Source organism: Streptomyces sp. NPDC051940 (assembly GCF_040680895.1).
Lineage (GTDB): Bacteria > Actinomycetota > Actinomycetes > Streptomycetales > Streptomycetaceae > Streptomyces.
Genome location: NZ_JBFAXR010000037.1, coordinates 1 through 25,140 on the forward strand (window position 1 = coordinate 1; position 25,140 = coordinate 25,140).

Annotated in this window: 24 protein-coding genes; 11 read left to right on the forward strand and 13 right to left on the reverse strand. The window is 73.1% G+C overall.

The window, feature by feature from the left end; genetic code table 11:
- Positions 1-390 precede the first annotated feature (390 nt).
- From AB0M28_RS16820 to AB0M28_RS16840, 5 genes are all read right to left on the reverse strand, one after another.
- The gene (locus AB0M28_RS16820; protein WP_365404538.1) at positions 391-1,635 is read right to left on the reverse strand and encodes an amidohydrolase; all 1,245 of its coding nucleotides are present in this window, start codon (positions 1,633-1,635) and stop codon (positions 391-393) included.
- Positions 1,636-1,767: 132 nt separating this feature from the next.
- Positions 1,768-2,829: a hypothetical protein gene (locus AB0M28_RS16825; RefSeq protein ID WP_365404541.1), complete on the reverse strand. Its 1,062-nt coding sequence runs from the start codon at positions 2,827-2,829 to the stop codon at positions 1,768-1,770.
- Entirely contained in the window at positions 2,826-3,755 is a 930-nt protein-coding gene (locus AB0M28_RS16830) for an N-acetylneuraminate synthase family protein (protein WP_365404544.1), read from the reverse strand. The genes AB0M28_RS16825 and AB0M28_RS16830 overlap by 4 nt, the downstream gene beginning before the upstream one ends.
- Positions 3,756-3,791: 36 nt before the next feature.
- Complete coding sequence (locus AB0M28_RS16835) at positions 3,792-5,063, reverse strand: acylneuraminate cytidylyltransferase (RefSeq protein ID WP_365404546.1); 1,272 nt, start codon at positions 5,061-5,063, stop codon at positions 3,792-3,794.
- Between the two features lie 41 nt (positions 5,064-5,104).
- Positions 5,105-6,382, reverse strand: coding sequence for a DUF6716 putative glycosyltransferase (locus AB0M28_RS16840; RefSeq protein WP_365404549.1), 1,278 nt, complete (start codon positions 6,380-6,382; stop codon positions 5,105-5,107).
- A 384-nt stretch (positions 6,383-6,766) separates the two neighbouring features.
- On the opposite strand from AB0M28_RS16840, the gene AB0M28_RS16845 reads away from it, so the two are divergent.
- The 4 genes from AB0M28_RS16845 to AB0M28_RS16860 all read left to right on the forward strand — a co-directional run bounded on the left by AB0M28_RS16845 (position 6,767) and on the right by AB0M28_RS16860 (position 10,373).
- Entirely contained in the window at positions 6,767-7,876 is a 1,110-nt protein-coding gene (locus AB0M28_RS16845; protein WP_365404552.1) for a hypothetical protein, read from the forward strand.
- Positions 7,877-7,975: 99 nt separating this feature from the next.
- Positions 7,976-8,638 carry a hypothetical protein gene (locus AB0M28_RS16850; RefSeq protein ID WP_365404555.1) on the forward strand — a complete coding sequence of 221 codons (663 nt, stop codon included), beginning with the start codon at positions 7,976-7,978 and terminating at the stop codon, positions 8,636-8,638.
- On the forward strand, positions 8,635-9,549 hold the full coding sequence (locus AB0M28_RS16855; RefSeq protein ID WP_365404557.1) for a nucleotidyl transferase AbiEii/AbiGii toxin family protein: 915 nt from the start codon (positions 8,635-8,637) through the stop codon (positions 9,547-9,549). The genes AB0M28_RS16850 and AB0M28_RS16855 overlap by 4 nt, the downstream gene beginning before the upstream one ends.
- 107 nt (positions 9,550-9,656) lie before the next feature.
- On the forward strand, positions 9,657-10,373 hold the full coding sequence (locus AB0M28_RS16860) for a DUF4328 domain-containing protein (RefSeq protein ID WP_365404560.1): 717 nt from the start codon (positions 9,657-9,659) through the stop codon (positions 10,371-10,373).
- On the opposite strand, the gene AB0M28_RS16865 is transcribed toward AB0M28_RS16860, so the two are convergent.
- A complete protein-coding gene (locus AB0M28_RS16865) occupies positions 10,349-11,935 on the reverse strand; it encodes a methylmalonyl-CoA mutase family protein (protein ID WP_365404562.1) in 1,587 nt (528 codons plus the stop codon). The genes AB0M28_RS16860 and AB0M28_RS16865 overlap by 25 nt on opposite strands.
- A gap of 251 nt (positions 11,936-12,186) precedes the next feature.
- Between AB0M28_RS16865 and AB0M28_RS16870 the strand changes: the two genes are divergently transcribed.
- The gene (locus AB0M28_RS16870) at positions 12,187-13,044 is read left to right on the forward strand and encodes a L,D-transpeptidase family protein (protein ID WP_365404565.1); all 858 of its coding nucleotides are present in this window, start codon (positions 12,187-12,189) and stop codon (positions 13,042-13,044) included.
- A gap of 325 nt (positions 13,045-13,369) precedes the next feature.
- On the opposite strand, the gene AB0M28_RS16875 is transcribed toward AB0M28_RS16870, so the two are convergent.
- The 5 genes from AB0M28_RS16875 to AB0M28_RS16895 all read right to left on the reverse strand — a co-directional run bounded on the left by AB0M28_RS16875 (position 13,370) and on the right by AB0M28_RS16895 (position 17,439).
- Positions 13,370-14,128, reverse strand: coding sequence for a succinate dehydrogenase iron-sulfur subunit (locus AB0M28_RS16875; protein WP_365404568.1), 759 nt, complete (start codon positions 14,126-14,128; stop codon positions 13,370-13,372).
- Positions 14,128-15,888: a succinate dehydrogenase flavoprotein subunit gene (gene sdhA / locus AB0M28_RS16880; RefSeq protein WP_365404571.1), complete on the reverse strand. Its 1,761-nt coding sequence runs from the start codon at positions 15,886-15,888 to the stop codon at positions 14,128-14,130. Before sdhA ends, AB0M28_RS16875 begins: the two co-directional genes overlap by 1 nt.
- Before the next feature lie 19 nt (positions 15,889-15,907).
- Positions 15,908-16,375 (reverse strand): succinate dehydrogenase hydrophobic membrane anchor subunit, encoded by a 468-nt coding sequence (locus tag AB0M28_RS16885; RefSeq protein ID WP_365404574.1) that lies wholly within the window; start codon positions 16,373-16,375, stop codon positions 15,908-15,910.
- Between the two features lie 8 nt (positions 16,376-16,383).
- On the reverse strand, positions 16,384-16,764 hold the full coding sequence (gene sdhC, locus AB0M28_RS16890) for a succinate dehydrogenase, cytochrome b556 subunit (protein WP_365404577.1): 381 nt from the start codon (positions 16,762-16,764) through the stop codon (positions 16,384-16,386).
- A gap of 195 nt (positions 16,765-16,959) precedes the next feature.
- Positions 16,960-17,439 carry a 2-oxo-4-hydroxy-4-carboxy-5-ureidoimidazoline decarboxylase gene (locus AB0M28_RS16895; protein WP_365404692.1) on the reverse strand — a complete coding sequence of 160 codons (480 nt, stop codon included), beginning with the start codon at positions 17,437-17,439 and terminating at the stop codon, positions 16,960-16,962.
- 999 nt (positions 17,440-18,438) lie between these two features.
- Here AB0M28_RS16895 and AB0M28_RS16900 point away from each other — a divergent pair.
- From AB0M28_RS16900 to AB0M28_RS16915, 4 genes are all read left to right on the forward strand, one after another.
- The gene (locus AB0M28_RS16900; protein WP_365404580.1) at positions 18,439-20,007 is read left to right on the forward strand and encodes a glycoside hydrolase family 20 protein; all 1,569 of its coding nucleotides are present in this window, start codon (positions 18,439-18,441) and stop codon (positions 20,005-20,007) included.
- A gap of 316 nt (positions 20,008-20,323) precedes the next feature.
- Positions 20,324-20,917, forward strand: coding sequence for an RNA polymerase sigma factor (locus AB0M28_RS16905; protein WP_365404583.1), 594 nt, complete (start codon positions 20,324-20,326; stop codon positions 20,915-20,917).
- Positions 20,917-21,771 carry a hypothetical protein gene (locus AB0M28_RS16910; protein ID WP_365404586.1) on the forward strand — a complete coding sequence of 285 codons (855 nt, stop codon included), beginning with the start codon at positions 20,917-20,919 and terminating at the stop codon, positions 21,769-21,771. The genes AB0M28_RS16905 and AB0M28_RS16910 overlap by 1 nt, the downstream gene beginning before the upstream one ends.
- Positions 21,771-22,445, forward strand: a complete 675-nt coding sequence (locus AB0M28_RS16915; protein WP_365404588.1) for a hypothetical protein — start codon at positions 21,771-21,773, stop codon at positions 22,443-22,445. Before AB0M28_RS16910 ends, AB0M28_RS16915 begins: the two co-directional genes overlap by 1 nt.
- 46 nt (positions 22,446-22,491) lie before the next feature.
- On the opposite strand, the gene AB0M28_RS16920 is transcribed toward AB0M28_RS16915, so the two are convergent.
- Positions 22,492-22,755, reverse strand: a complete 264-nt coding sequence (locus AB0M28_RS16920) for a hypothetical protein (RefSeq protein WP_365404591.1) — start codon at positions 22,753-22,755, stop codon at positions 22,492-22,494.
- A gap of 61 nt (positions 22,756-22,816) precedes the next feature.
- Positions 22,817-24,049, reverse strand: a complete 1,233-nt coding sequence (locus AB0M28_RS16925; protein WP_365404594.1) for a hypothetical protein — start codon at positions 24,047-24,049, stop codon at positions 22,817-22,819.
- A gap of 154 nt (positions 24,050-24,203) precedes the next feature.
- Here AB0M28_RS16925 and AB0M28_RS16930 point away from each other — a divergent pair, with 154 nt between their 5' ends.
- Positions 24,204-24,620: a hypothetical protein gene (locus AB0M28_RS16930; protein ID WP_365404597.1), complete on the forward strand. Its 417-nt coding sequence runs from the start codon at positions 24,204-24,206 to the stop codon at positions 24,618-24,620.
- Between the two features lie 6 nt (positions 24,621-24,626).
- Positions 24,627-25,136, forward strand: a complete 510-nt coding sequence (locus AB0M28_RS16935; protein ID WP_365404599.1) for a DCC1-like thiol-disulfide oxidoreductase family protein — start codon at positions 24,627-24,629, stop codon at positions 25,134-25,136.
- Positions 25,137-25,140 lie beyond the last annotated feature (4 nt).

Below are 25,140 nucleotides of genomic sequence, written 5' to 3' on the forward strand. Positions count from 1 at the left end.
GCGGTGGGCCGGTGGGGTGGCGCCGGCTCCGCTGCGCTCCGCCGTCCGGATGCGAAGCGAGCGGCTCCGCTGGCGCTCCGCCGAGGGATGCCGACGATGGCCCGGTGCGGCTGGACCGTCTCCGCTGCGCTGCGCCGGCATTCCAGCCCGACCGGCACCGATCCAGCCCGTCCGGCGTTTGAGGACTGAGGCGCGAAGCGCCGAACCGCGCCGCAGGCGCCAGCGGAAGCCGCGGTCTCCAGCGGGACCGGCGTTTGAGGACTGAGGCGCGCAGCGCCGAAGCGCGCCGCAGGCGCCCGCGCGACCGCACCGGACACAGCCCGTCCGGCGCCTGAGGACTCCCGCCGAAGGCGGGGGCGCGGCACCGCGACGGCCACCCCCGCCAGGGGGCTACGCGCGGTGCTGCGCGTCCAGCAGGGCCGCGGCCGTGAAGAGTTCGACGCCGACGGCGACCGCACCCTCGTCGACGTCGAAGTCACCGGAGTGGAGATCGCGCGCAGCGCCCGTGTCGCCGACCGGGCGGACCCCGAGCCGGGCCATCGCGCCGGGGACGCGCTCGAGGTACCACGAGAAGTCCTCGCCGCCGAGCGACTGCTCCGTGCCCTCGACGGAGCCGACCCCCTGCCGCGCGGTCATCGCCTCGCTGAGGAGGCGGGTCGTGGCCGCCTCGTTCACCACGGGCGGGACGCCCTGGATGTAGGAGATGGTCGCCTTCGCGCCGTGGAGGGCGGCGACCTCCTCGACCGCAGCGTGGACGAGGTCCGGCGCCGAGCGCCAGGTGTCGATGTCGAGCATCCGGCACGTACCGGACAGCTCCGCGTGCTGCGGGATGACGTTGCACGCGTGGCCGGTCTCCAGCCGGCCCCAGGTGACCGCCAGCCCCGCGCGGGTGTCGACGCGGCGGGAGAGGACCGCCGGGACGTCCAGCGCGACCCGCGCCGCCGCCGTGACCAGGTCCGTCGTCAGGTGGGGGCGCGCGGTGTGGCCGCCCGCGCCGTCGAGGCTGATCTCCAGGCGGTCGCACGCCGAGGTGATCGCGCCCGTACGCAGGCCGATGCGGCCGACCTCGACCCGGGGGTCGCAGTGGACGCCGATGATGCGGCCCACGCCGTCGAGCGCGCCGTACTCGATGACGTCCGTGGCGCCGCCCGGGAGCACCTCCTCGGCCGGCTGGAAGATGAGCCGGACCGGGGCCGGGAGCCGGCCCGCGCGGGCCAGGGACGCCAGGACCAGTCCCGCGCCGAGGACCACGGTCGTGTGCACGTCGTGGCCGCACGCGTGTGCGCGGTCGGGGAAGGTGGAACGATACGGCGCCGACTTGGTGTCCGGGATGGGCAGCGCGTCGATGTCGGCCCGCAGCGCCAGGAACGGGCGGGTGCCGTCCCAGCCGTCCATGCCGATGTCGCAGACCAGGCCCGTGCCGGGCGGGAGGACGCGGGGCTTGAGGCCCGCCTGCTCCAGCCGGTGCTTGATCACGGCCGTGGTGCGGAACTCCTGGTTGCCGAGCTCCGGATGCATGTGCAAGTCACGGCGGAAGGCGATGAGTTCGGCGCGCAGCTCGGATGGCAGCGCGCCGGCCAGTCCCCCGCCGGGGGAGTCGTCGGCGGTTGCCTCGGTGGCTGACGGAGGCGACATCAGTTGGTTCACCTTTGACAGCGTAGAGCGCCGAGGGCCCCAACTGATACTCGATCAACAAAAATTCAGCCCGATGGGGGGTTAGCAGGCTGCCGGTCTGGGTATCCTCTGCCATTCTTCTGTGCCGACTTGTCACGCCGCGGGTGATGCTATCGGCAACTGCACGGCTCTGGCGCCTTTCTCCCGCTGTGCCGCCCCCGCGACCGAGGTGAGGAAGCCGTGGGCGCGCGGCGAGGCGTGCGCGGTGAGCCAGGTCGCGTCGATGTTGATCACCGCGACCTGTACGCCGGTGCCCGCGAGGGCCAGCGGCAACGTGTGTACCACGGTGCTGGGGAAGCTCACGACCGTATGGCCGATGGGTCCGCGGCGCGCGATCAACTCCAGCGGGAGGTCCGGACGTACGATCTCCAGTCCCGTCTCCTTGTGGATCTCGTGCAGCTTCGCCGCGCTCTCCCTGCGGTGCGCGAAGTAGCGCGTCGCGCCATGCGTACGGGCCAGCAGACGGACCGCGTCGAGATACCGGGCCTGGTCCACGACACCCGTCTCCACCAGCGACGTTCCGACCAGGTCGGTGCCGCGGCCGACGCGCGGCGGGCCGAAGCGGGCCCTGGTCCAGGCGAACTCGCAGCGGGTGACCCGCACTCCGGGCGGCGGCGTGACCGGCATCGAGCTGAAGACCTCGATGTCGCGGTCGGTGTTCGGGGTCAAGCGGCGGCGCGCAGCGCCTGACACGGGAGCGAACACGAGCGCCCGCGCCCCGCCGCGACCCCGTCCGCTGCGATGCCAGCGGACGAACCGTTCCCCCCGGGCCAGCTGCCCGACGAACTCCATGGTGGCCGTGCCGTCGTCGACGACGACCACCTCGGGGGCCCGGGTGAGGGCCAGGAGCAGCTGCATCCAGCGGGAGAAGGGGTCCCCCACGATGATCCGGCGCGCGGCGCGCATCGGGGCGTACAGCCGGCGCAGCGTGTCGAGCGCACCGCCGCGCGCCTCCTCCCAGCGCACCGCGAGCCCCTCGCCCCGGGCCAGCTCCGCCATCCGGCGCAGCTGGCCCCGGGACATGGGGTCGAGCGGGGGGAGGACGATCACCGTGCAGGGGGTGACCGTTCCTCCCCGGTACGCCCACTCCAGGACGTTGAGCAGCTGCACCGGGCTCTCGACCAGTGCGAACGTCTCCTCCGCCGGCGCGGTCATACGGCGACCGGCTCCTTCTCGCCCTCGGCCTCCGCCACCACGCCGGCCACCCGGCGCAGCTTCTTCATCGGGCCGAGCTCGGAGTCGTAGACCTTCTTCACGCCGTCGCCGAGCGACGCCTCGATGGTGCGGATGTCGCGCACCAGCCGGGCGAGGCCCTGCGGCTCGACGGAGGCGGCCTGGTCGGAGCCCCACATCGCGCGGTCGAGGGTGATGTGCCGCTCGACGAAGACCGCGCCCAGCGCGACCGCGGCGAGGGTCGTCTGCAGGCCCGTCTCGTGGCCGGAGTAGCCGATCGGCACGTTCGGGAACTCGCTCTGCAGGGTGTGGATCATGCGGAGGTTGAGCTCCTCCGCCTTCGCCGGGTAGGTGGAGGTGGCGTGGCACAGCACGATGTTCTCGCTGCCCAGGACCTCGACCGCGTGCCGGATCTGGCGCGGGGTGGACATGCCGGTGGAGAGGATCACCGTGCGGCCCGTCGCCCGCAGGGCGCGCAGGAGTTCGTCGTCCGTGAGGGAGGCGGAGGCCACCTTGTGCGCGGGGACGTCGAACTTCTCCAGGAAGGCGACGGCCTCGGTGTCCCACGGCGAGGCGAACCAGGCGATGCCCCGCTCGCGGCAGTGCTCGTCGATGGCGCGGTACTCGTCCTCGCCGAACTCCACGCGGTGGCGGTAGTCGATGTACGTCATCCGGCCCCACGGGGTGTCGCGCTCGATGTCCCACTGGTCGCGCGGGGTGCAGATCTCCGGGGTGCGCTTCTGGAACTTCACGGCGTCGCAGCCGGCCTCGGCCGCGGCGTCGATCAGGGCGAAGGCGTTGTCCAGGTCGCCGTTGTGGTTGATGCCGATCTCACCGGTGACGTAGACGGGGCGGTCCGGGCCGACGGTGCTGTCGCCGAGGGTGCGGAAACGCTGGGTGGAGCTCATACGGATGTTTTCCTTACGTTGGTGTTTCTGCGGGGGTCAGAGGGAGGGGCCGAGGATCCAGGAGGCGATCTCTCTGATCGCTCCGTCGCCCCCCGGGGTGCTGGTGACGGCGCGGGCCGCCCGGCGCACCACGTCGTGGGCGCTGGCGACCGCGACGGGCCAGCCGACCAGCCCGAAGCAGGGCAGGTCGTTCACGTCGTTGCCGACGTAGAGCACGCGCTCGGGGTCGAGCCCGTGCTCCTCGCACCACGCCTTCAGCGCCTCGTCCTTGCGGTCGATGCCGTGCAGCACGGGGATGCGCAGCTTGCGGGCCCGGGCGGCGACCACGGGGTTGGTCTCCGTGGACAGGACGAGGAGCTTCAGCTCGGCGCGGCGCAGGGCGGCGATGCCGAGGCCGTCGCCGCGGTGGACGGACACGTACTCGCGGCCGTCCGCGTCGATCAGCACCCGGTCGTCCGTCTGGGTGCCGTCGAAGTCGAGGACCACGGCGTCGATGTCGGCACGCCTGGGCAGCTCGGCCAGGGTGGCGGGGCCCACGTCCAGCAGCGGGGCCAGGGCGCGGGCGCGGGCCAGGTCGTGCGGGTCGTCGATCTCCAGGACGCGGGCCGGGTCCGTACGGACGGGGGCGGTGCGGCCGAAGAAGCGGTGCCGGTGCTCGCGGAAGCCGTCGGCGCGCATGGCGTACGCGGCGCCGGTCTCCAGCAGGTCCTGGGGGCGGTCCTGGCGGCGCGGGCGGTACGACTTGTCGTGGTTGACGCCGTAGCCGCGGGAGGCGGTGCGGGTGAGGACCCCCGTGTCGCCGTTCGCCTCGGCCACCGTCCCTGCGCTGTCGGCGGCCGGGGGCTCATCCGCCTCGTCGCGCCACAGGAAGCCGTGGAACGGCGCCACGGTGAGCGCCGTGTCGGCGCCCTCCTTCAGCACCGCCGCCGCCACGCCGTCGACGTCCGCCGCGGTGAGGAACGGGCTCGTGCACTGGGCGAAGACGACGGCCTCCACCGGCTGCCCGGACATCGCCTCGAAGGCGTCCATGGCGTGCAGGACGGCCGACTCGCTGGTCGCGGTGTCCCCGGCGATGTCCACCGGGCGCTGTACGACCTGGGCGCCGGCCGAGCGGGCGGCGGCCGCGATGCCGGGGTCGTCCGTGGAGACGACGACGTCGGTCACCAGCCGGGCGGCCTGGCACTGCCGGACCGCGCGGACGACCAGGGAGGCGCCGCCCACGGTGGCGAGGTTCTTGCCGGGTACCCCCTTGGATCCACCGCGTGCGGGGATGACGGCCAGCACCCTGGCGGGGTCGGCTGCGGGCATGGCTGCTCCTTGTGGGGTGGGGGTGTGCGCGGCGCGGGGTATCACAGCGACCCCATCCGGCGGATCACGGGGGCGACGCGCTGGACGCCGGAGCGGTACGCGCCGCGGGCGGCGCGGCGCATCACGCTCCGTCCGGCGCGGTGAAGTGCGCTCCGCTCGCGCTGCGGAACGGAGGCGAGCGGGCTGCCGTCGGGGGCGAAGCCGTAACGGGCCAGCAGTCCGGGGAGGAAACCGGCGGCCCTCCGCTCGTCGAGGTACGGGGACAGGGGCGTGCGGGGTGCGGCGGTGAGGGCGGCGAGCCGGGCGCGTACGGCGGTGAACGTGGCGTCGGCGGCGCCGTGGTGGGCCGTCCAGCCGGGGTCCGCCTCGGGCAGGTGGCCGCCGTCCAGCTGGTCCCAGGAGGCGTAGCAGCCGGAGCCGAGGAAGTAGTGGTTGCCGAGCGGCTCGCGGATGCCCAGGTCGGTCAGCACCGCGGTGGGGATGCCGCGGTGCAGGGACTCCAGGGCGGCGGTGGAGCTGACGGTGACCAGCAGGTCGGTGCGGTCGAGGAGTTCGCCCATGTGCCCGTACACCAGTCGGCAGTTGGCAGGGAGCCCGCCGGGCAGTTGGCGGGCGATGCGCTGGTACGGCAGCTCCTCCACGTGCGTGGTGTGCTCCCCCGGCCGGCTGCGCAGCTTGACCAGCACCTCGCGGTCCCGGTGCAGCACCGCGTGCTGGACGGCGCGGCGCAGCAGGTACGTCCGCTCGGCGCGGGTGTCGGGGACGGAGGGCTGCACCGCGAAGACGACGGTGTACGGGCGGTCGTCGGCCGGCTTGTACGCGGCGCCCCGGAGGAAGGGCAGCGCGCCCTCCACGACGCAGGTGCTGTCGGCGCCCACGCCGTCGTACACCGCGCGGAAACGCTCCGCGTCGTGGCGGCTGTTGGCGAGGACGACGTCGGCGCCGTGGCGCAGCAGCAGGCCGTCGGTGAGCTTCTCGTAGACGACGCCCACATAGCCCGTGACGACGGCCGGCCGGGTCTCCAGCCGGGCCAGACCGTGCAGCAGCGCCTGGACGCCCCGGCCCACGAGCGCGAGGACGACGGCGTCGTACGCGCCGGCCTTCGCGGCGAACTCCGGTCCGGTGACCTCGCCGGCCACCTGGACGTCCACCCCCGTCTCCGCGAGCTGGCGCGGGGTGGGTGTGGCCCGGCCGCGCAGCAGGTAGCCGTCGACCGGCGCGGCGGGCGCGATGCGGTGTGCGGTGAGCACACCCCATTTCCACCGGGTGTCGGAATCGGCGATTACCGCTAGGCGCGGCTCGTGGGGGAAGTCGGGCACGACGCCGACGCTAGGGAGGCATTCCGGTTGGCGGCCCAACACCGTTCGTACAGCTGGTTAACAACACCTCGCCGGATCGCGAATCAGGCCGGCCGTACCCACTGTTCACCGATGCGCGGCGCGTCGTTCACCGAAACGACCTCCGCCGGACCGGTCACCCTCCGGACGTGGCCCTATGGTGCTCGTGTGCCAGGTACCAGCGCTCCCTCACCGGCCGGCTCCCCCGCGTTCCCGGGGCTGCAGATCTACTCCGCCACGTCGCCCTTCTCGATGGCGGCACTCGCCGCGGCGGTCGATTCCGGCTGCTTTCCGGAAGCCCGCGGAAGAATGCTGGTCATCGGAAATACGAGCGAAACTCCCGAGACTTCTTCACGCATCGAGGAAATGACCGGGTTCGACAAGTTGAGCGCGCGCTTCGACCGGATCGTGTCGTGGCACGACGTCATCGCGCCGCTGCATCCCGCCGAGTGGCGGATCCGCGCGCACGACGCGCCGGCGTGGGAACGGCAGCTGCGCCAGTGGTGGCGGCTCGGCGACGAGCCCGTCGGGCTGGTGCTCGACTCGCTCGCCGACGGCCAGTCGCTCGCGCTCGCCGAGATCTTCGCCTCGGCGCAGCTCGCCCTCTGCACGGGCGGAGCGGACGCGTACGCGCCGACACCGGCCGGGCTGCCGCGTCCCCTCGGTCTGCGGGTGCGGGAGCTGCTGCACCTGGATCTGCTGCCGGGGACGGCGCCGTTGTGCCTCAGCGAGTTCGGCGTCCCGGTACGGGCGCTGCCGCCGCAGGCGGTACGGGACGCGGTGGCACCGGTGACGTCGCCCGGCGGGCCGGCCGAGGGCGCGGCGCTGCTGGTGGCCCCCTCCGAGCCGGAGCTGTGCGAGCTGCTGACGCACGCGCGTGCGGCGGGCTACGGCCCGGTGGTCGCCGTCGGCCTGCCGTCCGGCGTCCGGCTGCGGGCGCTGGAGCGGACCGCGCGGGAGCAGAGCGCTCCGCTGACGGTCGTCGAACCGCCGCAGGTCACCGAGGCGTTGTACGAGGAGCTGCGCCCGGCCGCGCTGGTGTCCGCCGACCCGTCGCTGCTGCTGCGCGCCCGGGCGCTGTACGGCGTCACCCCCGTGCCGCGCATACCGTCGCCCCGTACGGCCGACGCGGCGCTGGCGACGGCGGCGGCCGCCCCCCTGCCGCCGGACCTGGCCGCGCTGGCCGGCGCCCTCGCATACACCGAACAGCCCCGCGTCTACGCCTCCTTGCGCCCGGAGGCCGCGGCGTACCTGCGCGCCGCCGGCCGGGCCCCGTACTTCCCGCGCCGCCGGCTGATGGCCCTGGGCCTCCCCGGCGGCGCCCCGGCCCCGCTGCGCCCGCTGCTGCGTACGTCGACGCTCCCGCGCCTGGCGCGCGCCGCGCTGCGCAACCGCCGGCTGCGCGGGGCGGCGAAGCGGATGCTGGCGCGCAGCGGCGCGGCGCGGGGGCTGGCGGCGCGGGTGAAGGGGCTGTAGCCGCTGGGGTTCGGGGTCCGGGCGGTCCCGGACACCGCTGGGCCCGTGGCCCGGGTGGTCCCGGACGCCGGTGTCAGACCCAGCGCCTAGAGTCCTCATGTGAAGGAATTCGCCGGTGAGTTCGAGATCCATCTGACCGTGCTGCCCGCCCCTGACCTGGGCATACGCCAGTGGGCACGCGAGCGCGGGGCCAAGTACACGCGCATCGTGCTGGACAGCGGGGCGACGCCCGACCAGCCCATGCTGACCTGGCGCGCCCGCGGCACCCTGTCCGCCCTGCGCCGCGCGGCGCACACCCACGCCGAGGCGCTGCGCCGCGCCGGACTCGAACCCACCCGGATCAAACTCGAGGCCGCCCCGTGGAACGAGGACGTACCGCGGACGGAAGCCGAGGCCGCCGAGCTGCACGACGGCTGCTACTTCGAGCACCATCTGAAGCTCCTGCTGCACGGCTCCGCCGCCGTCCCCGCGCTGCGGGCGGTGACCGCGCCGCACGGGGCACGCGTGTCGCGCAACGCCCGCCGGGCGCTGGACGCTTCGGGGCGGCACGAACGGTTCGTGACGCAACGCCGGTACGGGGTCGGGCGGGCGGACGCACGACGGGATCTGGACATGCTGCGGGCTGCCGTGTTCGCCGCGGGGTACGAAATCCTGGAGGCGGAGGAGGAGTTCGTCGTCCTGGACGACAACCCCGCCGTGGACGCGGGCTGGCTGGACGCGGCGGGCGTACAGCCGGTCGTGGACGCCGGCCGGCGCGGATGACCTCCGGGCCGGCCGCGCACCGCGCGGCTCTGGACCACGTGCTGGCCGTGATCGCCGCGCAGCCGTGGTCCGAGGCGCTGGTGCTGCGGGGCAGCATGGCGATGCTGGCCTGGGCGGGCGCGGCGGCGCGTCCGCCGGCGGACCTGGACTTCGTGGTGCGGCCGTCGCTCGCGGTACCGGTCGATCCGCTGGATCCGTATCCCTACCTCCCGTCACCGGCCGCCGTCCAGCAGTGGCCGGAGGCGCTGGACGGGGCGGGGGCGTACGAGTTCTGGCGGGAGGAGGAGCTGGAGACCGGCGGGCTGCGGGTGGCCGTCCCGCCGGAGGGCCTGGAGTGGGTGATCGAGCCGGAGGAGGAGCAGCCGCCGTACCGGGACCTGCTGCACCTGCTGACCGAGCACCCCGCGCCCGGCGTCCGCTTCGAGCCCGGCAGCGCCGAGCTGGCCGACTGGGACTACGACTACGTCTTCGGCCCGTCCACGGGCCCGCCGAGCGTCCGTCTGCTGATCCCGTACGAGGCCGACGACGGCCACCGCAGCCGCGTCCAGCTGGACTTCGCGGCGGACGAGGAGTTGCCCGAGCCGCCGGTGGACGCGCTGGTCCCGCGCGCCGACGGCCGCGGCTCGACCCTGATACCGGCCGCGGGCCGCGAGCTGTCGCTGGCCTGGAAGCTGCTGTGGCTGCGGACGGACGCGGCCGCGGAGGACGTGGTCCGGACGAAGGACCTGTACGACGCGGTGCTGCTCGCCGAACATCCGGCGACCCGGATGACACCCTGCCTGCTGCGGCGCGTCCTCGGCCAGGAGCCGCTCGACACCGCGGCGGTGCGCGGCTGGCGGGCGGACGGCCCGCTGCCCGGGGACCCGCGGGCGTGGACGGAGAGGCTGGCGCGGGTGCTGGAGGGGTGGTGACGGGGGCTGGAGGGGCGGGTGAGATGTGCGGTTGAGCCGGGCCCGGTGCTCGGGCCAGTGGTCCGGTCGGTTACCCTGCCGGTCCGTCACCGCCCTCTGGAGGCCCCATGACCACCGGTTACGCGCACTGGCCCGGCTACGGGCCCCGGTTCGCGCCGCCCACCGGGCTCGCCTCCACCCTGAGCGTGCTCGGCGCCGTGTGCATCGGGGCCCATGCGCTGCTGGCGGCCCTGGCCGTGGCCTTGCTGCGCGTAGACGCGCCGGCCACCGCGGCTCTGACACCGCCCGCGGTGAGCGGGTTCGCGGCCATGGGCCGGCCCATGGCCTCGCCCCTCGTCGCCGCGCTCCTCCTCACGAGCCTGCTACTGCTGCTGGCGGCGCTCGCGCTCGTGCTCCTGCACGTGGTCGCCGGCGTGGTGTTCCTGTTCTGGTTCGCACGGGTGCGACGGAACGCCGGGATACTCCACCCCGCCGCACCGCACCGGCACAGCCCCGGCGCCGCGATCGGCGGCTGGTTCGTGCCCGTGCTCAACCTCTGGCTGCCCAAACGGGTCACGGACGACATCTGGCGGGCCGGCCGTCCGACGGTGTCGCGGCGCCTGGTCGACGCCTGGTGGGCCGTCTCCCTCGGCACCCTCGCGTCGGGCGTCACGACGCTGGCCGTTCCGCACCACCTGCCCTGGTTCCTGGTCACCGAGGTGCTCGCGGTGGGCGCCGGCGTCCTCACGCTGGTGCTGGTGTGGCGGCTGACGTTCCGGCAGAACGCCGATCACGCAGCCGCCACGACGACCTTCGCGTATCAGAACGCGTCGGTCGGGATGTAGGTCCCCCACACCTCGCGCAGGGCGTTCGAGACCTCGCCGACCGTGGCGCGGGCGCGGAGGGCCTCCTTCATCGGGTAGAGGACGTTGTCCGTGCCCTCCGCCGCCTTCTTCAGGGCCGCCAGGGCCGACTCGACGGCCCCGTTGTCGCGCTCCGCGCGGAGCTTCGCCAGACGGGCCGCCTGCTGGGCCTCGATCGCCGGGTCGACGCGCAGCGGCTCGTACGGCTCCTCCTCGTCGAGCCTGAAGCGGTTGACGCCGACGACGACCCGCTCGCCGGAGTCCGTCTCCTGCGCGATGCGGTAGGCGCTGCGCTCGATCTCGCCCTTCTGGAAGCCCTGCTCGATCGCGGCGACCGCGCCGCCCAGCCCCTCGACCTTGGCCATCAGCTCCAGGGCCGCGGTCTCGACCTGGTCGGTCAGCGACTCCACGACGTACGAGCCGGCGAAGGGGTCGACGGTGGCCGTGACGTCCGTCTCGTACGCCAGGACCTGCTGGGTGCGCAGCGCCAGGCGCGCGGACTTGTCCGTCGGCAGGGCGATCGCCTCGTCGAAGGAGTTGGTGTGCAGCGACTGCGTTCCGCCGAGCACGGCCGCCAGGCCCTGCACGGCGACGCGCACCAAGTTGACCTCGGGCTGCTGGGCGGTGAGCTGCACGCCGGCGGTCTGGGTGTGGAAGCGCAGCATCAGCGACTTGGGGTTCTTCGCGCCGAACTCGTCCTTCATCACCCGCGCCCAGATCCGCCGGGCCGCCCGGAACTTGGCGACCTCCTCGAGGATCGTCGTACGGGAGACGAAGAAGAAGGACAGCCGGGGCGCGAAGTCGTCGACGTCCATGCCGGCGGACACCGCGGTACGGACGTACTCGATGCCGTCGGCGAGGGTGAACGCGATCTCCTGCGCGGGCGAGGCGCCCGCCTCGGCCATGTGGTAGCCGGAGATCGAGATCGTGTTCCACTTCGGGATCTCGGCCCTGCAGTACTGGAAGATGTCCGCGATCAGCCGCAGGGAGGGCTTCGGCGGGAAGATGTACGTGCCGCGGGCGATGTACTCCTTCAGCACGTCGTTCTGGATCGTGCCGGTGAGCCTGTCCGCCGGGACGCCCTGCTCCTCCCCGACGAGCTGGTACATCAGCAGCAGCAGCGCCGCGGGCGCGTTGATCGTCATCGACGTGGACACCTGGTCCAGCGGGATCCCGTCGAACAGCACCCGCATGTCGTCGACCGAGTCGATCGCCACGCCGACCTTGCCGACCTCACCGTGCGCGAGCGGCGCGTCGGAGTCGTGGCCCATCTGCGTGGGCAGGTCGAAGGCGACGGACAGGCCCATCGTGCCGTTGGCGATCAGCTGCTTGTAGCGGGCGTTGGACTCCACGGCGGTGCCGAAGCCGGCGTACTGGCGCATGGTCCACGGCCGGCCGGTGTACATCGAGGGGTAGACGCCCCGGGTGAAGGGGTACGAGCCGGGCTCGCCCAGCTTCTCCGCCGCGTCCCAGCCCGCCCCGGCCAGGCTCTCGGGCCCGTACACCGGCTCGATGGGCAGACCCGACTCCGATTGCCGCGCCATGACTCCTGTGCCTCCCGCTGGTCCGGTCCCGCGCCGCTGTCCCGCGCCGCCTCCGTGCTACGTCACCACGGACTGTAGCCACGGCCGTGCGAGCGGTGGAGTGCTCCACGCTGGGACCTTGCTCACAGCACCCGGGGGGCCTTACGTTCGGTCCCCCACCGCGGGTGTTCATGGAACTCCGCGGCAGGGAAGACAGCAGGCGAGGGCGGTATTCATGCAACCCGGGGGAGCCCATGGGACGTCAAAGAGATGTGACGAGACACACCATACGGAGAGCGGCCGCCGCGATCGCGGCGGCCCTCATATGCGGCGGGGCGGCGGCTGGCTGCTCCGCGAAGGCGGGGGCGTCACCGAGTACCCCGCAGGCGTCGGCGAGCTCCTCGCCGAGCGCGTCGGCCTCGGCTTCGGCCGGCCCCTCCGCGAGCGCGTCGGCGAGCCCGTCCGCGTCGCCGTCGGCCTCGCCGTCGAAGGCGCCGCCGAAGATCCTGCTCAAGCAGGGCGACAAGGGCGGCAAGGTCCGTGAACTGCAGGCACGGCTCCGCCAGATCGCCTGGTTCAACGCCGCGATCACCGGCAACTACGGCTCGATGACGACGACCGCCGTCAAGGGCTTCCAGGGCAAACGCGGGCTGCCGAAGACCGGTTCGGTCGACGAGGTCACCTGGCAGCGGCTGCTGAAGATGACCCACGAGCCGTCCCGGGCGGAGCTGCACGCCGGGGCGCCGGGCGCGCTGGACGCGCCGGATCCGCGCTGTATGACCGGGCGGGTGCTGTGCATCTCCAAGGCGAGCAACTCGCTGCGCTGGATGATCGACGGCAAGGTGCAGATGACGGTGCAGGTCCGCTTCGGCTCGGCGTACACGCCGACGCGCGAGGGGCAGTTCAGCGTCTTCCAGAAGAGCCGCGACCACTGGTCGACGATCTACAACACCCCGATGCCGTACGCGATGTTCTTCAGCGGCGGCCAGGCGGTGCACTACTCGGCGGACTTCGCCGCCGTCGGCTACAACGGCGCCTCGCACGGCTGCGTCAACGTCCGCGACCGCGCGGCGATCGCCACGCTCTTCGATCTGGTGCGGATCGGCGACAAGGTGGTGGTCTACCGGTGAGGCGGGGGCCGCTAGGGCCCCGGAACGAGAAGCGGCGCGGCCGGAGTTGGGGGAACGCACTCCGGCCGCGCCTTTCATATGCGAAGCCGTAGGTACGGGGGGAACCCCGGCTCCGCTCGGGCCGATGACCAGTCGGCACATTCCTTACAGCGCCAGGCGCCCCGAAAACGTCACACTCGCAGCTCAGCCCTCCCCGAACAGGTCCGACGAGAACCCGGCCACCGGCAGCAGACCGCGTCCGTCCGTCCGCCAACGCGTGAGCCCCGCCCCCTGCCGTAGCAGGGAGGCGGGGCTCAGGCGCGTGTCGCGGTGGCCGGTCGGCAGGTCAGAAGCGGCGCGTGATCAGCGCTCGCTTCACCTCCTGGATGGCCTTGGTGACCTCGATGCCGCGGGGGCACGCGTCCGTGCAGTTGAACGTCGTACGGCAGCGCCAGACGCCGTCGCGGTCGTTCAGGATCTCCAGGCGCTGCTCGCCCGCCTCGTCGCGCGAGTCGAAGATGAAGCGGTGCGCGTTGACGATCGCCGCCGGGCCGAAGTACTGGCCGTCGTTCCAGAACACCGGGCACGACGAGGTGCACGCGGCGCACAGGATGCACTTGGTGGTGTCGTCGAAGCGGGCGCGGTCCTCGTCGGACTGCAGCCGCTCACGCGTCGGCTCGTTCCCCTTGGTGATCAGGAACGGCATGACGTCCCGGTACGCCTGGAAGAACGGCTCCATGTCCACGACGAGGTCCTTCAGGACCGTCAGGCCCTTGATCGCCTCGACCGTGATCGGCTTCTCCGGGTTCAGGTCCTTGATCAGCGTCTTGCAGGCAAGGCGGTTCTTGCCGTTGATCCGCATCGCGTCGGACCCGCAGATGCCGTGCGCGCAGGAGCGGCGGAACGTCAGCGTGCCGTCCTGGTCCCACTTGATCTTGTGGAGGGCGTCCAGGACGCGCTCCTTCGGGTCCATCTCGACCAGGAAGTCCTGCCAGATCGACTCGCCCGACACCTCCGGGTTGAAGCGCCGGATCCGCATGGTGACGGTGATGTACGGGGACGCCGCCGACGAAGCCTCGACCTTGTCCAGAACAGGAGTGCTCATCAGTACTTACGCTCCATCGGCTGGTAGCGGGTCACGACGACCGGCTTGTAGTCGAGCCGGACGGAGTCGCTGCCGTCCGCGTCGACCTCCCGGTACGCCATGGTGTGGCGCATGAAGTTGACGTCGTCGCGGTTCGGGTAGTCCTCGCGGTAGTGACCGCCGCGGGACTCCTTGCGCGCCAGCGCGGAGATCGCCATGACCTCGGCCAGGTCGAGCAGGTTGCCCAGCTCGATGGTCTCCAGCAGGTCGGTGTTGAAGCGCTTGCCCTTGTCCTGGACGGACACGTTCTTGTAGCGCGCGCGCAGTTCGGCGATCTTCTCGACGGCCGTCTTGATGGTCTGCTCCGTACGGAACACCATCACGTTGGCGTCCATGCACTCCTGCAGCTCGCGGCGCAGGTCCGCGACCCGCTCCGTACCGGTGGAGTTGCGCAGCCGCTCGACCGTCTCGACGACGAGCGCCGCCGGGTTCTCCGGCAGCTCGACCCAGTCGGCCTTCACGGCGTACTCCGCGGCGGCGATGCCCGCGCGGCGGCCGAAGACGTTGATGTCGAGCAGCGAGTTGGTGCCCAGGCGGTTGGCGCCGTGCACGGACACGCACGCGACCTCGCCGGCGGCGTACAGGCCGGGGACGACGGTGGTGTTGTCGGCCAGCACCTCGCCCTCGACGTTGGTCGGGATGCCGCCCATGGCGTAGTGCGCGGTCGGCTGGATCGGGATCGGGTCCGTGTACGGCTCGATGCCCAGGTACGTCCGCGCGAACTCGGTGATGTCCGGCAGCTTGGCGTCCAGCTGCTCCGGCGGGAGGTGCGTGAGGTCGAGGTAGACGTGGTCGCCCTCGGGGCCGCAGCCGCGGCCCTCACGGATCTCCGTGTAGATGGAGCGGGACACGACGTCGCGGGAGGCGAGGTCCTTCATGACGGGCGCGTACTTCTCCATGAAGCGCTCGCCGTCCTTGTTGCGCAGGATGCCGCCCTCACCGCGGGCGCCCTCCGTGAGCAGGATGCCCATCCGCCAGATGCCGGTCGGGTGGAACTGGAAGAACTCCATGTCCTCCAGCGGGATCCCGCGCCGGAAGCAGGCCGCCTGGCCGTCGCCGGTGAGGGTGTGCGCGTTGGAGGTCACCTTGAAGAACTTGCCGGTGCCGCCGGAGGCGTAGATGACCGCCTTCGCCTGGAAGACGTGGATCTCGCCGGTGGCCAGCTCGTACGCGACGACGCCCGCCGACTTCTTGACGCCGGTCTCGGGGTCCTCGGTGATCAGCTGGTCCAGGACGTAGAACTCGTTGAAGAACTCCACGCCCTCCTTGACGCAGTTCTGGTACAGCGTCTGGAGGATCATGTGACCGGTGCGGTCCGCGGCGTAGCAGGACCGGCGGACCGGGGCCTCGCCGTGGTTGCGCGAGTGGCCGCCGAAGCGGCGCTGGTCGATGGTGCCGTCCGGGGTGCGGTTGAACGGCAGGCCCATCTTCTCGAGGTCCAGGACCGAGTCGATGGCCTCCTTCGCCAGGATCTCGGCGGCGTCCTGGTCGACCAGATAGTCGCCGCCCTTGATCGTGTCGAAGGTGTGCCACTCCCAGTTGTCCTCCTCGACGTTCGCGAGGGCGGCGGCCATGCCGCCCTGGGCGGCGCCGGTGTGGGAGCGGGTCGGGTACAGCTTGGTGAGCACGGCGGTGCGGCTGCGCTTCGTCGCCTCGATGGCGGCGCGCATGCCGGCGCCGCCCGCGCCGACGATGACGGTGTCGTACTTGTGGATCTTCATTTCGGGGGTACCTCAGCCCTCAGCGGATGTTCGGGTCGAAGGTGAAGATCACCAGCGTGCCCAGCAGGACGGTGAAGACGGTGGCCGTGTAGAGCAGCATCTTCAGCCAGAAGCGCGTGCCGTCCTTCTCCGCGTAGTCGTTGATGACCGTACGCAGGCCGTTGGCGCCGTGCAGCATGGCCAGCCAGAGCATGGCCAGGTCCCAGATCTGCCAGAACGGGGAGGCCCAGCGGCCGGCCACGAAGGCGAAGCTCACCTTGGACACGCCGCCGTCCAGCACCAGCTGGATCAGCAGGTGGCCCAGGACCAGGACGACCAGCACGATGCCGGACAGGCGCATGAACAGCCAGCCGTACATCTCGAAGTTGCCGCGGGTGGCCTTCGGGGTCTTCCCGGTGCGCTTGCGCGGGGGCTCGATCACGGGGGCGGGGCTGTCGACGCCGACGGCCGCCGAGGACTCCGTCATCTGGATCTCAGAAGTGCTCATGTCTCGCCTCAGCTCCCGAACAGCTCACGTGCGGCGTGCCCGAGGACGGGGTAGAGCGCCCCGGCCATCAGGACCAGCCAGATGCCGACGACGGTCCACAGCATCTGCTTCTGCAGGCGCGGGCCCTTGGCCCAGAAGTCGACGGCGATGACGCGCAGGCCGTTCAGGGCGTGGAAGAGGACGGCCGCGACGAGGCCGTACTCCAGCAGGGCCACGATCGGCGTCTTGTACGTGGCCACGACGTCGTCGTACGCCTCCGGGGAGACGCGGACGAGGGCGGTGTCCAGGACATGCACGAACAGGAAGAAGAAGATGAGGACGCCGGTGACTCGATGAGCCACCCAGGACCACATGCCTTCCCGGCCGCGGTACAGCGTTCCAGCCGGCACGGAAAACCCTCCGGTGCGTTGAAGGGGGTACAGCCGGCTTTGGGTGTCGGTCAATACCCGGCCGGGTACGGTCCACCGGCCGCGGCCATCGTATCGACGCGCCGTCGGTTCCCCCGCCCGGGGGCCACATGTGTGATCGATCAGGCACGGACGTCACTCGTATGACGGACAAACGCGGGCGTTTGCGACGTCGCTTCAGCGGCGGGCGGGTGTGAGGCTGCCCCGGGCGAGGCGGGCCAGCCTGGCGCGGGCGAGCTTGCGGAGCTCCTCCGCCGTGACGGTCAGCTCCTCGTCCGGGGAGTGGGAGAGACGCGTGCGGATGCCGCCGAGGACGCGGTCGAGGTGCTCGGTCGGGTCGTGGCCGTCCAGGCAGACCACGAACACGTGCCCGAAGCGGCTCTCGTACGCGGCGTGCGCCGCCTGCAGCGCGGTGTGCGCGGCGAGGCTCGGCAGGGCGGGGGGTCGCGCGGCCTGCTCCTGGGTGAGGGCCTCGCCCAGATCGGCGGGGGTCAGGTCGTACGCCGCCTCGTCCGCGGCGGCGAGCAGCGCGCCGAGATCCGGGTACGGGCGGTGCGCGGCGAGCCTGCGGGCCCAGCGGTGGCTGCCGTGACAGGCCGCGAAGACGGCCTCCGCGTCCACGGGCGGGGCGGCGTTGAGGGCAGCGAGGCCGGCCAGGGCGGGCTCCTGTTCGGGAGTGGTGTGACGAGGGGTGCGCGTGTGGGGGCGGTCGGGCGACGCTGCGCCACGGTAGTGGACGGACTCGGCGGTCCGCCCACGGGTGCGTGAACTTCACTCGTACGGGGAGGGTTTGGGCCGCTCACGTGGACGTCCCTGGGGGGTGTCCTGGGGCTTTTGCGTGCGTCCGCGCCGGCGGGGTGGGCGGATGCCTTTTCGGGGCCGGCGCCGCCCCGCGCCTTCGGCGCGGGGGTTGCCCCCGCCCGCACGCCACCCGTTACGGGGTGTCTTGCCTGACGCCGGCGCCTTCGGGTGCGGGGTCGGTGGCGGGCCGTGCCTGCCGTGGGCGGGGTGTGGGGTTTGGGGTGGAGGGGGTTGGGGAGGTGAGCGGTCGCCGTGGGGGCGTGGAGCGTTTAGCGTCGCCGGAGGGGCCGGCAGCAGCGAGCACCGGAGGTTTTCATGGTGGACCCGCGCGGAGGGCGGCGTGCGCGGGGGCGGCACGCGCGGCTTCCCCGGCCCGTCCCTGGCGCCCGCAGTCGACTCCACGCAGTCCGCCGGTCCCTGTCCGCCGTCCGTGACCAGCTCTGGGTACTAGTCCAGAGCCTGCTCCACGCGGTCGCCCGGACCGCTTCCGACGTCGGAGGCCGGCTCCGCGCACTCGCCACGACGCCCTCCCGAACCCGGAGCCTGAACCACGCACTCGCCCGGACCGCTTCCGGCGTCCGAAGCCGGATCCGCGCACTCGCCACGACCCCCTCCCGAACCCGGAGCCTGAACCACGCGCTCGCCCGGACCGCTTCCGGCGTCCGAAGCCGGCTTCGCGCACTCGCCGGGACCGTCCGGAGCTGGTTCTCCGTCCTCGTCCGGACGACTTCCGGTGCGCGAGGTTCGTTCCGGATACCTTCCGGTGTCCGGAGCCGGTTCCGGGGGCCGCTTCCGGGCCCCGCCCGTCTGCGGGCCCGGCTCGCAGGGGGCGCCCCGCGGGGCCGGCTGCTGTGGGTGGGCGTTGCCGTCGTCATCGTCGGCGTCGCCGTGCCCGTCGGGGTCGGCCTCGGCGGGGACGGGGCGCGTCGCCCGGGCGGGCTACCCGAGCGGGCGCGGATTTCGCGGCAGGCCGCCGCGGAGCCCACGCGGTACGCCGTCGCGCCGCGGGCGCCGCGGACCGTGCCCGCGGTGCGGGTGTACCGCGCGGGAGGCGGGCCGGGGTGGCGGCCCGTGGACGGGGCGCGGGTCGTCGCACGCGCGGGGGCTCTCGCCGACGAGGCGCGCCGGGTCGCGGGGGAGCTGGGGCTCGGCAGTGGGAGCGGGCGGGGAAGGACGGGGGATGTCGAGCTGGCCCTCGACAAGGGCGTGCCGGGCGGGCGCGAGGCCTACCGGATCACCGTTCCGGTGAACGGCCCCGTGCGGATCACCGGGCCCTCCGACGCCGGCGTCTTCTACGGCACCCGCACCCTGCTGCAGGCCGTGCGCTCCGGCGGCGGCCTCCCACCGGGGGTGATCGATGACCAGCCGGACCGGGCCCAGCGCGGGTTCATGCTGGACATCGCCCGCAAGCACTTCCCCCGGGCCTGGATCGAGGAGCGGCTGGTCGAGCTGGCGGACCTCAAGTACAACCAGTTGGGGCTGCACTTCTCCGACGACCAGGCGTTCCGTATCGAGAGCGACACCCACCCCGAGGTCGTGTCCGATCCGCATCTGACGAAGGCGGACGTACGGCGGATCGTCGCGCTGGCCCGCGAGCTGCACATCGAGGTGATCCCGGAGATCGACTCCCCGGGCCATCTGGGCGCCGTCCTCGCCGCCCACCCCGCGCTGCGCCTGCGCAACGCCGACGGCGACGTCGTACCGGGGGCCGTGGACGTCACGAAACCCGCCGCCGCGCGGCTGGTCGACGAGCTGCTGGGCGAGTACGTCCCCCTCTTCCCCGGCCGCTACTGGCACATCGGCGGCGACGAGTACGCCCCCCTGCTGTCCACGGACCCCGAGGCGCGCTATCCGCACCTCGCCGCCGCGGCGCGCAGGAAGTACGGCCCGAACGGCCGCGTGCAGGACCTCGCCGTCGGCTGGCTGAACGACCGCGCGAAGGTCCCGGTGAAGGCCGGCAAGCGGGTCAAGGCGTGGAACGACGGCATCTACCCGGGCGGGGTGGCGAAGACGCCGAAGGACCGCGAGGTCGAGTACTGGACGGGCAAGGAGTACCGGGCCCGGGACCCGCAGCTGTATCTCGCGGAGGGACGGCGGCTGGTCAACCTCAACGACGAGTACCTGTACTACGTGCTCGGCGAGCCGAACGACTTCGCGTACCCGACGGGGCGGCGGATCTACGAGGAGTGGACCCCGGCCGTCGTCCGCGGCACCGCGCCCGTACCCGGAGGGCTTTCCGGCCCCGACCGGATCCTCGGCGCGCGACTGGCGGTCTGGTGCGATCTGGCGGGCGCGCAGACGACGGACCAGGTGGCGGCGGGCATCCGGCTGCCGCTGGCGGCGCTGGCGCAGAAGGTGTGGGATCCGCGGCCGCCCGCGCTCTCCTGGGCGGCGTTCCAGGAGCTGGCCGGGCGCGTACGGTGACCGAACGCCCCGTGATGTCCGGAAAAAAGACGACCGGGGCCGCTACCCCCCACAGGAGCAACCCCGGCCGCCGTCCAGGTGCGGACCGACGTTCGATCAGGCCCGCATAACCTTCAGCGCCGAAGCGAGCGGAATTGTCACATCCGCATCTGTCACGCTTCTCACACCTGGTGCGTCCCCGAAATCCCATCCCCCTGGACGCGGGCCCGTCCCGCCACGTAGCGTGCTTGGGCCCGAGCTTTCAGACGCGGGCCACACAGACGCAGGACCGGACCGAAATCGGGCCGGACATCCGGGGGTTACGGAACTGACCGCAGTGCACAAGGACGACGCGGCGCTGACCGCTGCGGTGCGCTCGGCGCAAAGCGGGGACGAGGCCGCCTTCCGCGCCGTCTACCAGGCGGTCAATCCCCGGCTGCTCGGGTACGTACGCACGCTCGTCGGCGACGCCGACGCCGAGGACATCACCTCCGAGGCATGGCTGCAGATCACCCGTGATCTGCGCGGCTTCAAGGGCGACGCGGACCAGTTCCGCGGCTGGAGCGCCCGGATCGCCCGCAACCGCGCCCTGGACCACGTACGCGCCCGCTCGCGGCGGCCCGCCGTGGGCGGCGACGAGTCCGAACTCACCGACCACGCCGCCGAGGCGGACACCGCGGCCGAGGCGATCACCGCCCAGGCCACGCGGCGCACCCTGGCCCTGATCGCGCGCCTCCCCCGCGGCCAGGCGGAGGTCGTCACGCTGCGCGTGGTGATGGGCCTGGACGTGAAGCGGACGGCGGAGCTCCTCGGCAAGCGGCCGGGGGCGGTGCGGACCGCGGCGCAGCGCGGTCTGAAGCAGCTGTCGGAGTGGCTGGACGGCGATCCGGGTGTGACGGAAACGGCGGCACGGACGCTTAAGGGAATGTGATGGCCGAAAAGCCCCTCGCATGGCTGGACGAGGAGGCCGCGGAGCTTTTGCTGCGTGGCGAGAACGTCCTGCCCGCTTCGGGTTCGGCCCGCGACCAGGCCGACGCGGACCAGCTCGCCGCGTTCATCGAGGTGCTGGCGGCCACCGGTCGGCCCGGGCGGCCGGATGGGCCGGGCCAGGAGGCGGCGGTGGCCGCGTTCCGCGAGTCCCGCACCTCACGGCGCCGCTCGCACGGCGTCCTGTTCGAGCTGACCCGCCGGCTCCGGCCGGCCCGGGCCGCGGTCGCCGTGGCGCTGCTCGCGTGCACCGCGGGCGGGGTGGCGGTGGCCTCGACGGCCGGCGTACTGGACCCGTTCAGCGACCCGTCGGCGCCCCCGTCGGCGAGTGCCTCCGCCGAACCGGACGCGTCCGTCTCCTCCGCCGGGACGCCGGAGCCCGGCGGCTCCGCGTCGGCGGGTGGGGACGGCGGGGCGCGGAGCGGTGACGGGGACGGTACCGGCGACGGCAAGGCCAAGGGCAAGGACACGGGCAAGGACGCCGGCGAGGGGCAGACCAAGGTCACCGACGCCCAGCTGGACGCGGACTGCCGCGCGTACACGAGCGCGACGAGCAGCGGCGGCAAGGCCGACAAGGCGACGATGAGCCGGCTGGCCACGGCGGCGGGCGGCAGCGGGAAGGTCGCCGCGTACTGCGCGGACCGGCTCGGCCAGGGTGCGCAGGGTTCCGACGCCACCACCCCGGAGCCGGCGCAGTCCACCCCCGACTCCGAGCAGCCCTCCACCGACGGCGGGACAGGCGTGACGGCGGAGGACACGGTGCGTTCCGACAGCGCGACGGAAGCGGCCGCGCGCTGATGTCCGACGCGTGGTCGCTGGGCCGCCGCGGGCGGTTCTGGCTGGCGGTGCCGCTCGTGCTGCTCTTCGGCGGGCTGGCGCTGGCGCAGTGGCGGGACACCCCGGGGGATCACGGCCGCCCGTTCGCCCAACGGCCGCCCGCGGACCTGCCGGAGGGCACGGCGCGGTACGCCGACTGCGGGAAGGGCGAGCTGCGGCGCAGCAAGGGGACGGGGCTCGTGGTGGGCTCGTACGGCTACAGCAACGAGGGCGGCAAGGGCGCCCCGTACCGCTTCACCGTGGGCCTCGGAGTGAACGCGCCGCGCGGGGAACGCCTCGGGCCCGCCGCCGGTTTCCGGGTGCGGCTGGAGTTCTGGGGCGCGCACGGCGAGGGGCTGCTGGCCCGGGCCGAGGGGCTGCGCCCGGTGACCCGCGGCGGCGGTTCCGGCACTGGGGCGAGCCCCTCGGCCCGTCCGGACGACCCGGTGGACGTGTCGGTGGAGCTGCCCCTGTCGGGGCTCTGCGCGGGCCTGACCTTCTGGGACCTCATGGGCCCGCACGAGGGCAACGACGCCGCGGACACCCCGCCGTTGCTGGCGACCGTCGAGGACCCGGCGACCGGTCTGAGGTTCACCACCGCCTGGCCGCCCGAGACGCCGCCCGCGCCCACGCTTCAGGCACGCGCCGCCGGGTGAGGCGGGCGCCTCCCTTACGGACGGGCGGCTGCCGTACGGACGGGCGTCAGCCCGCGATCGTGCCGTAGAGGGCGAGCGCGAGCGCCAGCAGTCCGGTGAGCGCGGCGATCGACGGGAGCGGCCAGCGCGACCGCTCCAGCGCCTCGATGCGGTGGTCGTGCTCCTCGAGGATCTTCTCGGCCTGGTCGGCGCGCTGGAGGAGCAGCGCCAGATCACCCCGGGTGGTCGCGAAGCCGACGTCGATGGCTCTGCGGACGCGTTCGAGTTCCACGGCTACTGATGCCGGGGCTTCCGGCGGCGAATCGGTCATGGGGCGGAGGGCTCCCTTCCGAAGGATTCGAACGAGTGAACGATTCTATCGGAAGTGGGCCTCAGTCCGCGGCATATGCGGGCGGCGGCACGTCGCGAATCCGCCCGGCGCCCGCACCCCGCACACCCCCGCCCACGACCCGCACCGCGACACCCGCCGCGAGCCCCGCCACCAGCCCGCTCAGCAGGGCCGGCGGAGCCGCCCCGGCCAGCGCCGACAGGGCGGCGTCCGGCACCGCGCCCCGGGCGTACGGCGCGGTGGCCGCCAGCACGGCCGCCGCGGTGCGTACGACCGCCGCGACCGCCACCGTCGCGCTCACCGCGGCCAGCGCCACGGACCACACCCCCGGGCGGCGGAGCAGCGGGACCAGATGGCGCAGGGCGGACCAGAACAGGACGACGAAGGCGACGTCCAGCGCGCGCAGCGCGAACCAGCGCCAGTCGGGGGCAGCGTCCGGGACCTGCCACACGTCGAAGAAGACCCACCGGACGACGAAGTCGTTCGCCTCCGCCAGCCGGCCCCAGCCGAAGTCCACCGCCTGCACCTCGGCGCGGAAGCGGAAGTGGTTGAGCGCGGCCAGCCAGAGGGCCAGTACGGCCGCGCCGACCGTGGCGCCGAGCCGGGCGGGGCGGTCCGTGACCGGGGGCACGGCACCCTCGACCGGTGCGGCCTCCCCGGCCTCCCCGGCCGGCGCGACGTCGAGCACCTCCGTGCTCCCGTCGTGGACACGCAGGACCGCGGTCTCCGCCTCCGGGTCCACCCGCTCCGCCGCCGCGACCGCCACCGCCGCGAACACCAGCGCCGCCGCCATCCCGAACACCGCGACGACCGGCAGCCCCTCGGCCACCCGGTGCGCGACCTGGCGGGCCGGCATGTAGTGGCCCTGGCCGCTGCCCGCCACCAGCCACGGCGCCGCGGCGGTCGTCGCCAGCACCGCCGCGGCCACCGTCCACGTCCAGCACACCGCCATGGCCACCGGCAGCCGGCGCCGGGTCGTCGGCGGCAGGTTGCGGGCGGTCCACAGCGCGCCCAGGAAGGTGACGAGGACCAGCAGCAGGGTCCGCACCCGGATCCCCGTCCGCCGGAAGCCGAGGCGGCGCGGGTCGTCGGGTCCGGCACCGTACAGGGGGTCGTGCACCCAGGCGCCCAGCCACTGGCGCACCAGGTCGCGCACCCCGTCGACGGCGCTCTGCGACGGCGGGCCGGCCACCTCCGGGCGGGCGGTCAGCCACACCAGCGCGAGGAGCGCGGCGGTCGCCGCGGCCGCCGGTATCCACGCCCGTCTGAAGGGCATACGCCCCCTCCCCTCCCCGCGGCTCCCCAGCCGATCTTGCGTTTGTGACGCACAGCATACGCACCTGGCGGTCAAGGGAGTTGAACGTGTTCAAGCAAGTCGCTACCGTCCTTCCCGTACCGCCTTTTGAACACGTTCAAGAAGGGCTGGAGCCATGGATCTCACCGTGCTCACCTATGTGCTGTACATCGCGGTCAGCATCGGGCTGACCGTCTGGGTCGCCCGCACCCTCAGCCGCAACGGCAAGGTCTTCCTCGCCGACGTCCTGCGCGGCAACGAGCAGCTGGCGGACGCCGTCAACCACCTGCTGGTGGTCGGCTTCTACCTGATCAACCTGGGCTTCATCGCCCTGTTCCTGAAGACCGGCGCCGACATCGACACCCAGCAGGAGGTCGTCGAGACACTCGCGAACAAGCTGGGGATCGTGCTGCTCGTCCTCGGCGGGATGCACCTGACCAACGTCTTCGTCCTCAACCGGTACCGCCGGCGCAGCCTGCTCGACCGCGGGCAGATCCCGCCGGTGGAGCCCGACGACTGGGCCGGCACCGCGCCGACCGCGGCCGGGATCTGACCGGCGATGCGTCTCACCCAGGACGCCGCGACCCGGGGCCCGGCACCGGCCCCGGTCCGCCGGCTGACCGTGCTGTACGACGCTGGGTGCTCGCTGTGCGTCCACCTCAGGGGCTGGCTGGTCCGCCAGCGCCAGCTCGTCCCCCTCGACCTCGTGCCCTGCGGTTCGGACGAGGCCCGGCGCCGGTTCCCGGAGCTGGACCACGCGGCCACCCGCGAGGAGATCACGGTGGTCGGCGACTCGGGTCAGGTCTACCGGGGTCAGCGGGCGTGGATCGTGGTGCTGTGGGCCCTGGCCGGCCACCGCGGCACCGCCCACCGGCTGTCCTCCGGGGCCGGGGCGGGCGTGGCCCGCGCGGCGGTGCTGGCCGCGGCCAGGTACCGCAAGGCACGGGCGGGCCGGACCTCCGCGTGGGGCGGCGGCTCGTACCAGGCCCCGGACGGCTGGCGCTACGATCCGGCCGGCGGCTGGAGCCGTACCTGCACCGAGGGCGGATGCCCCGCGCCGCCCGGTTAGTCTG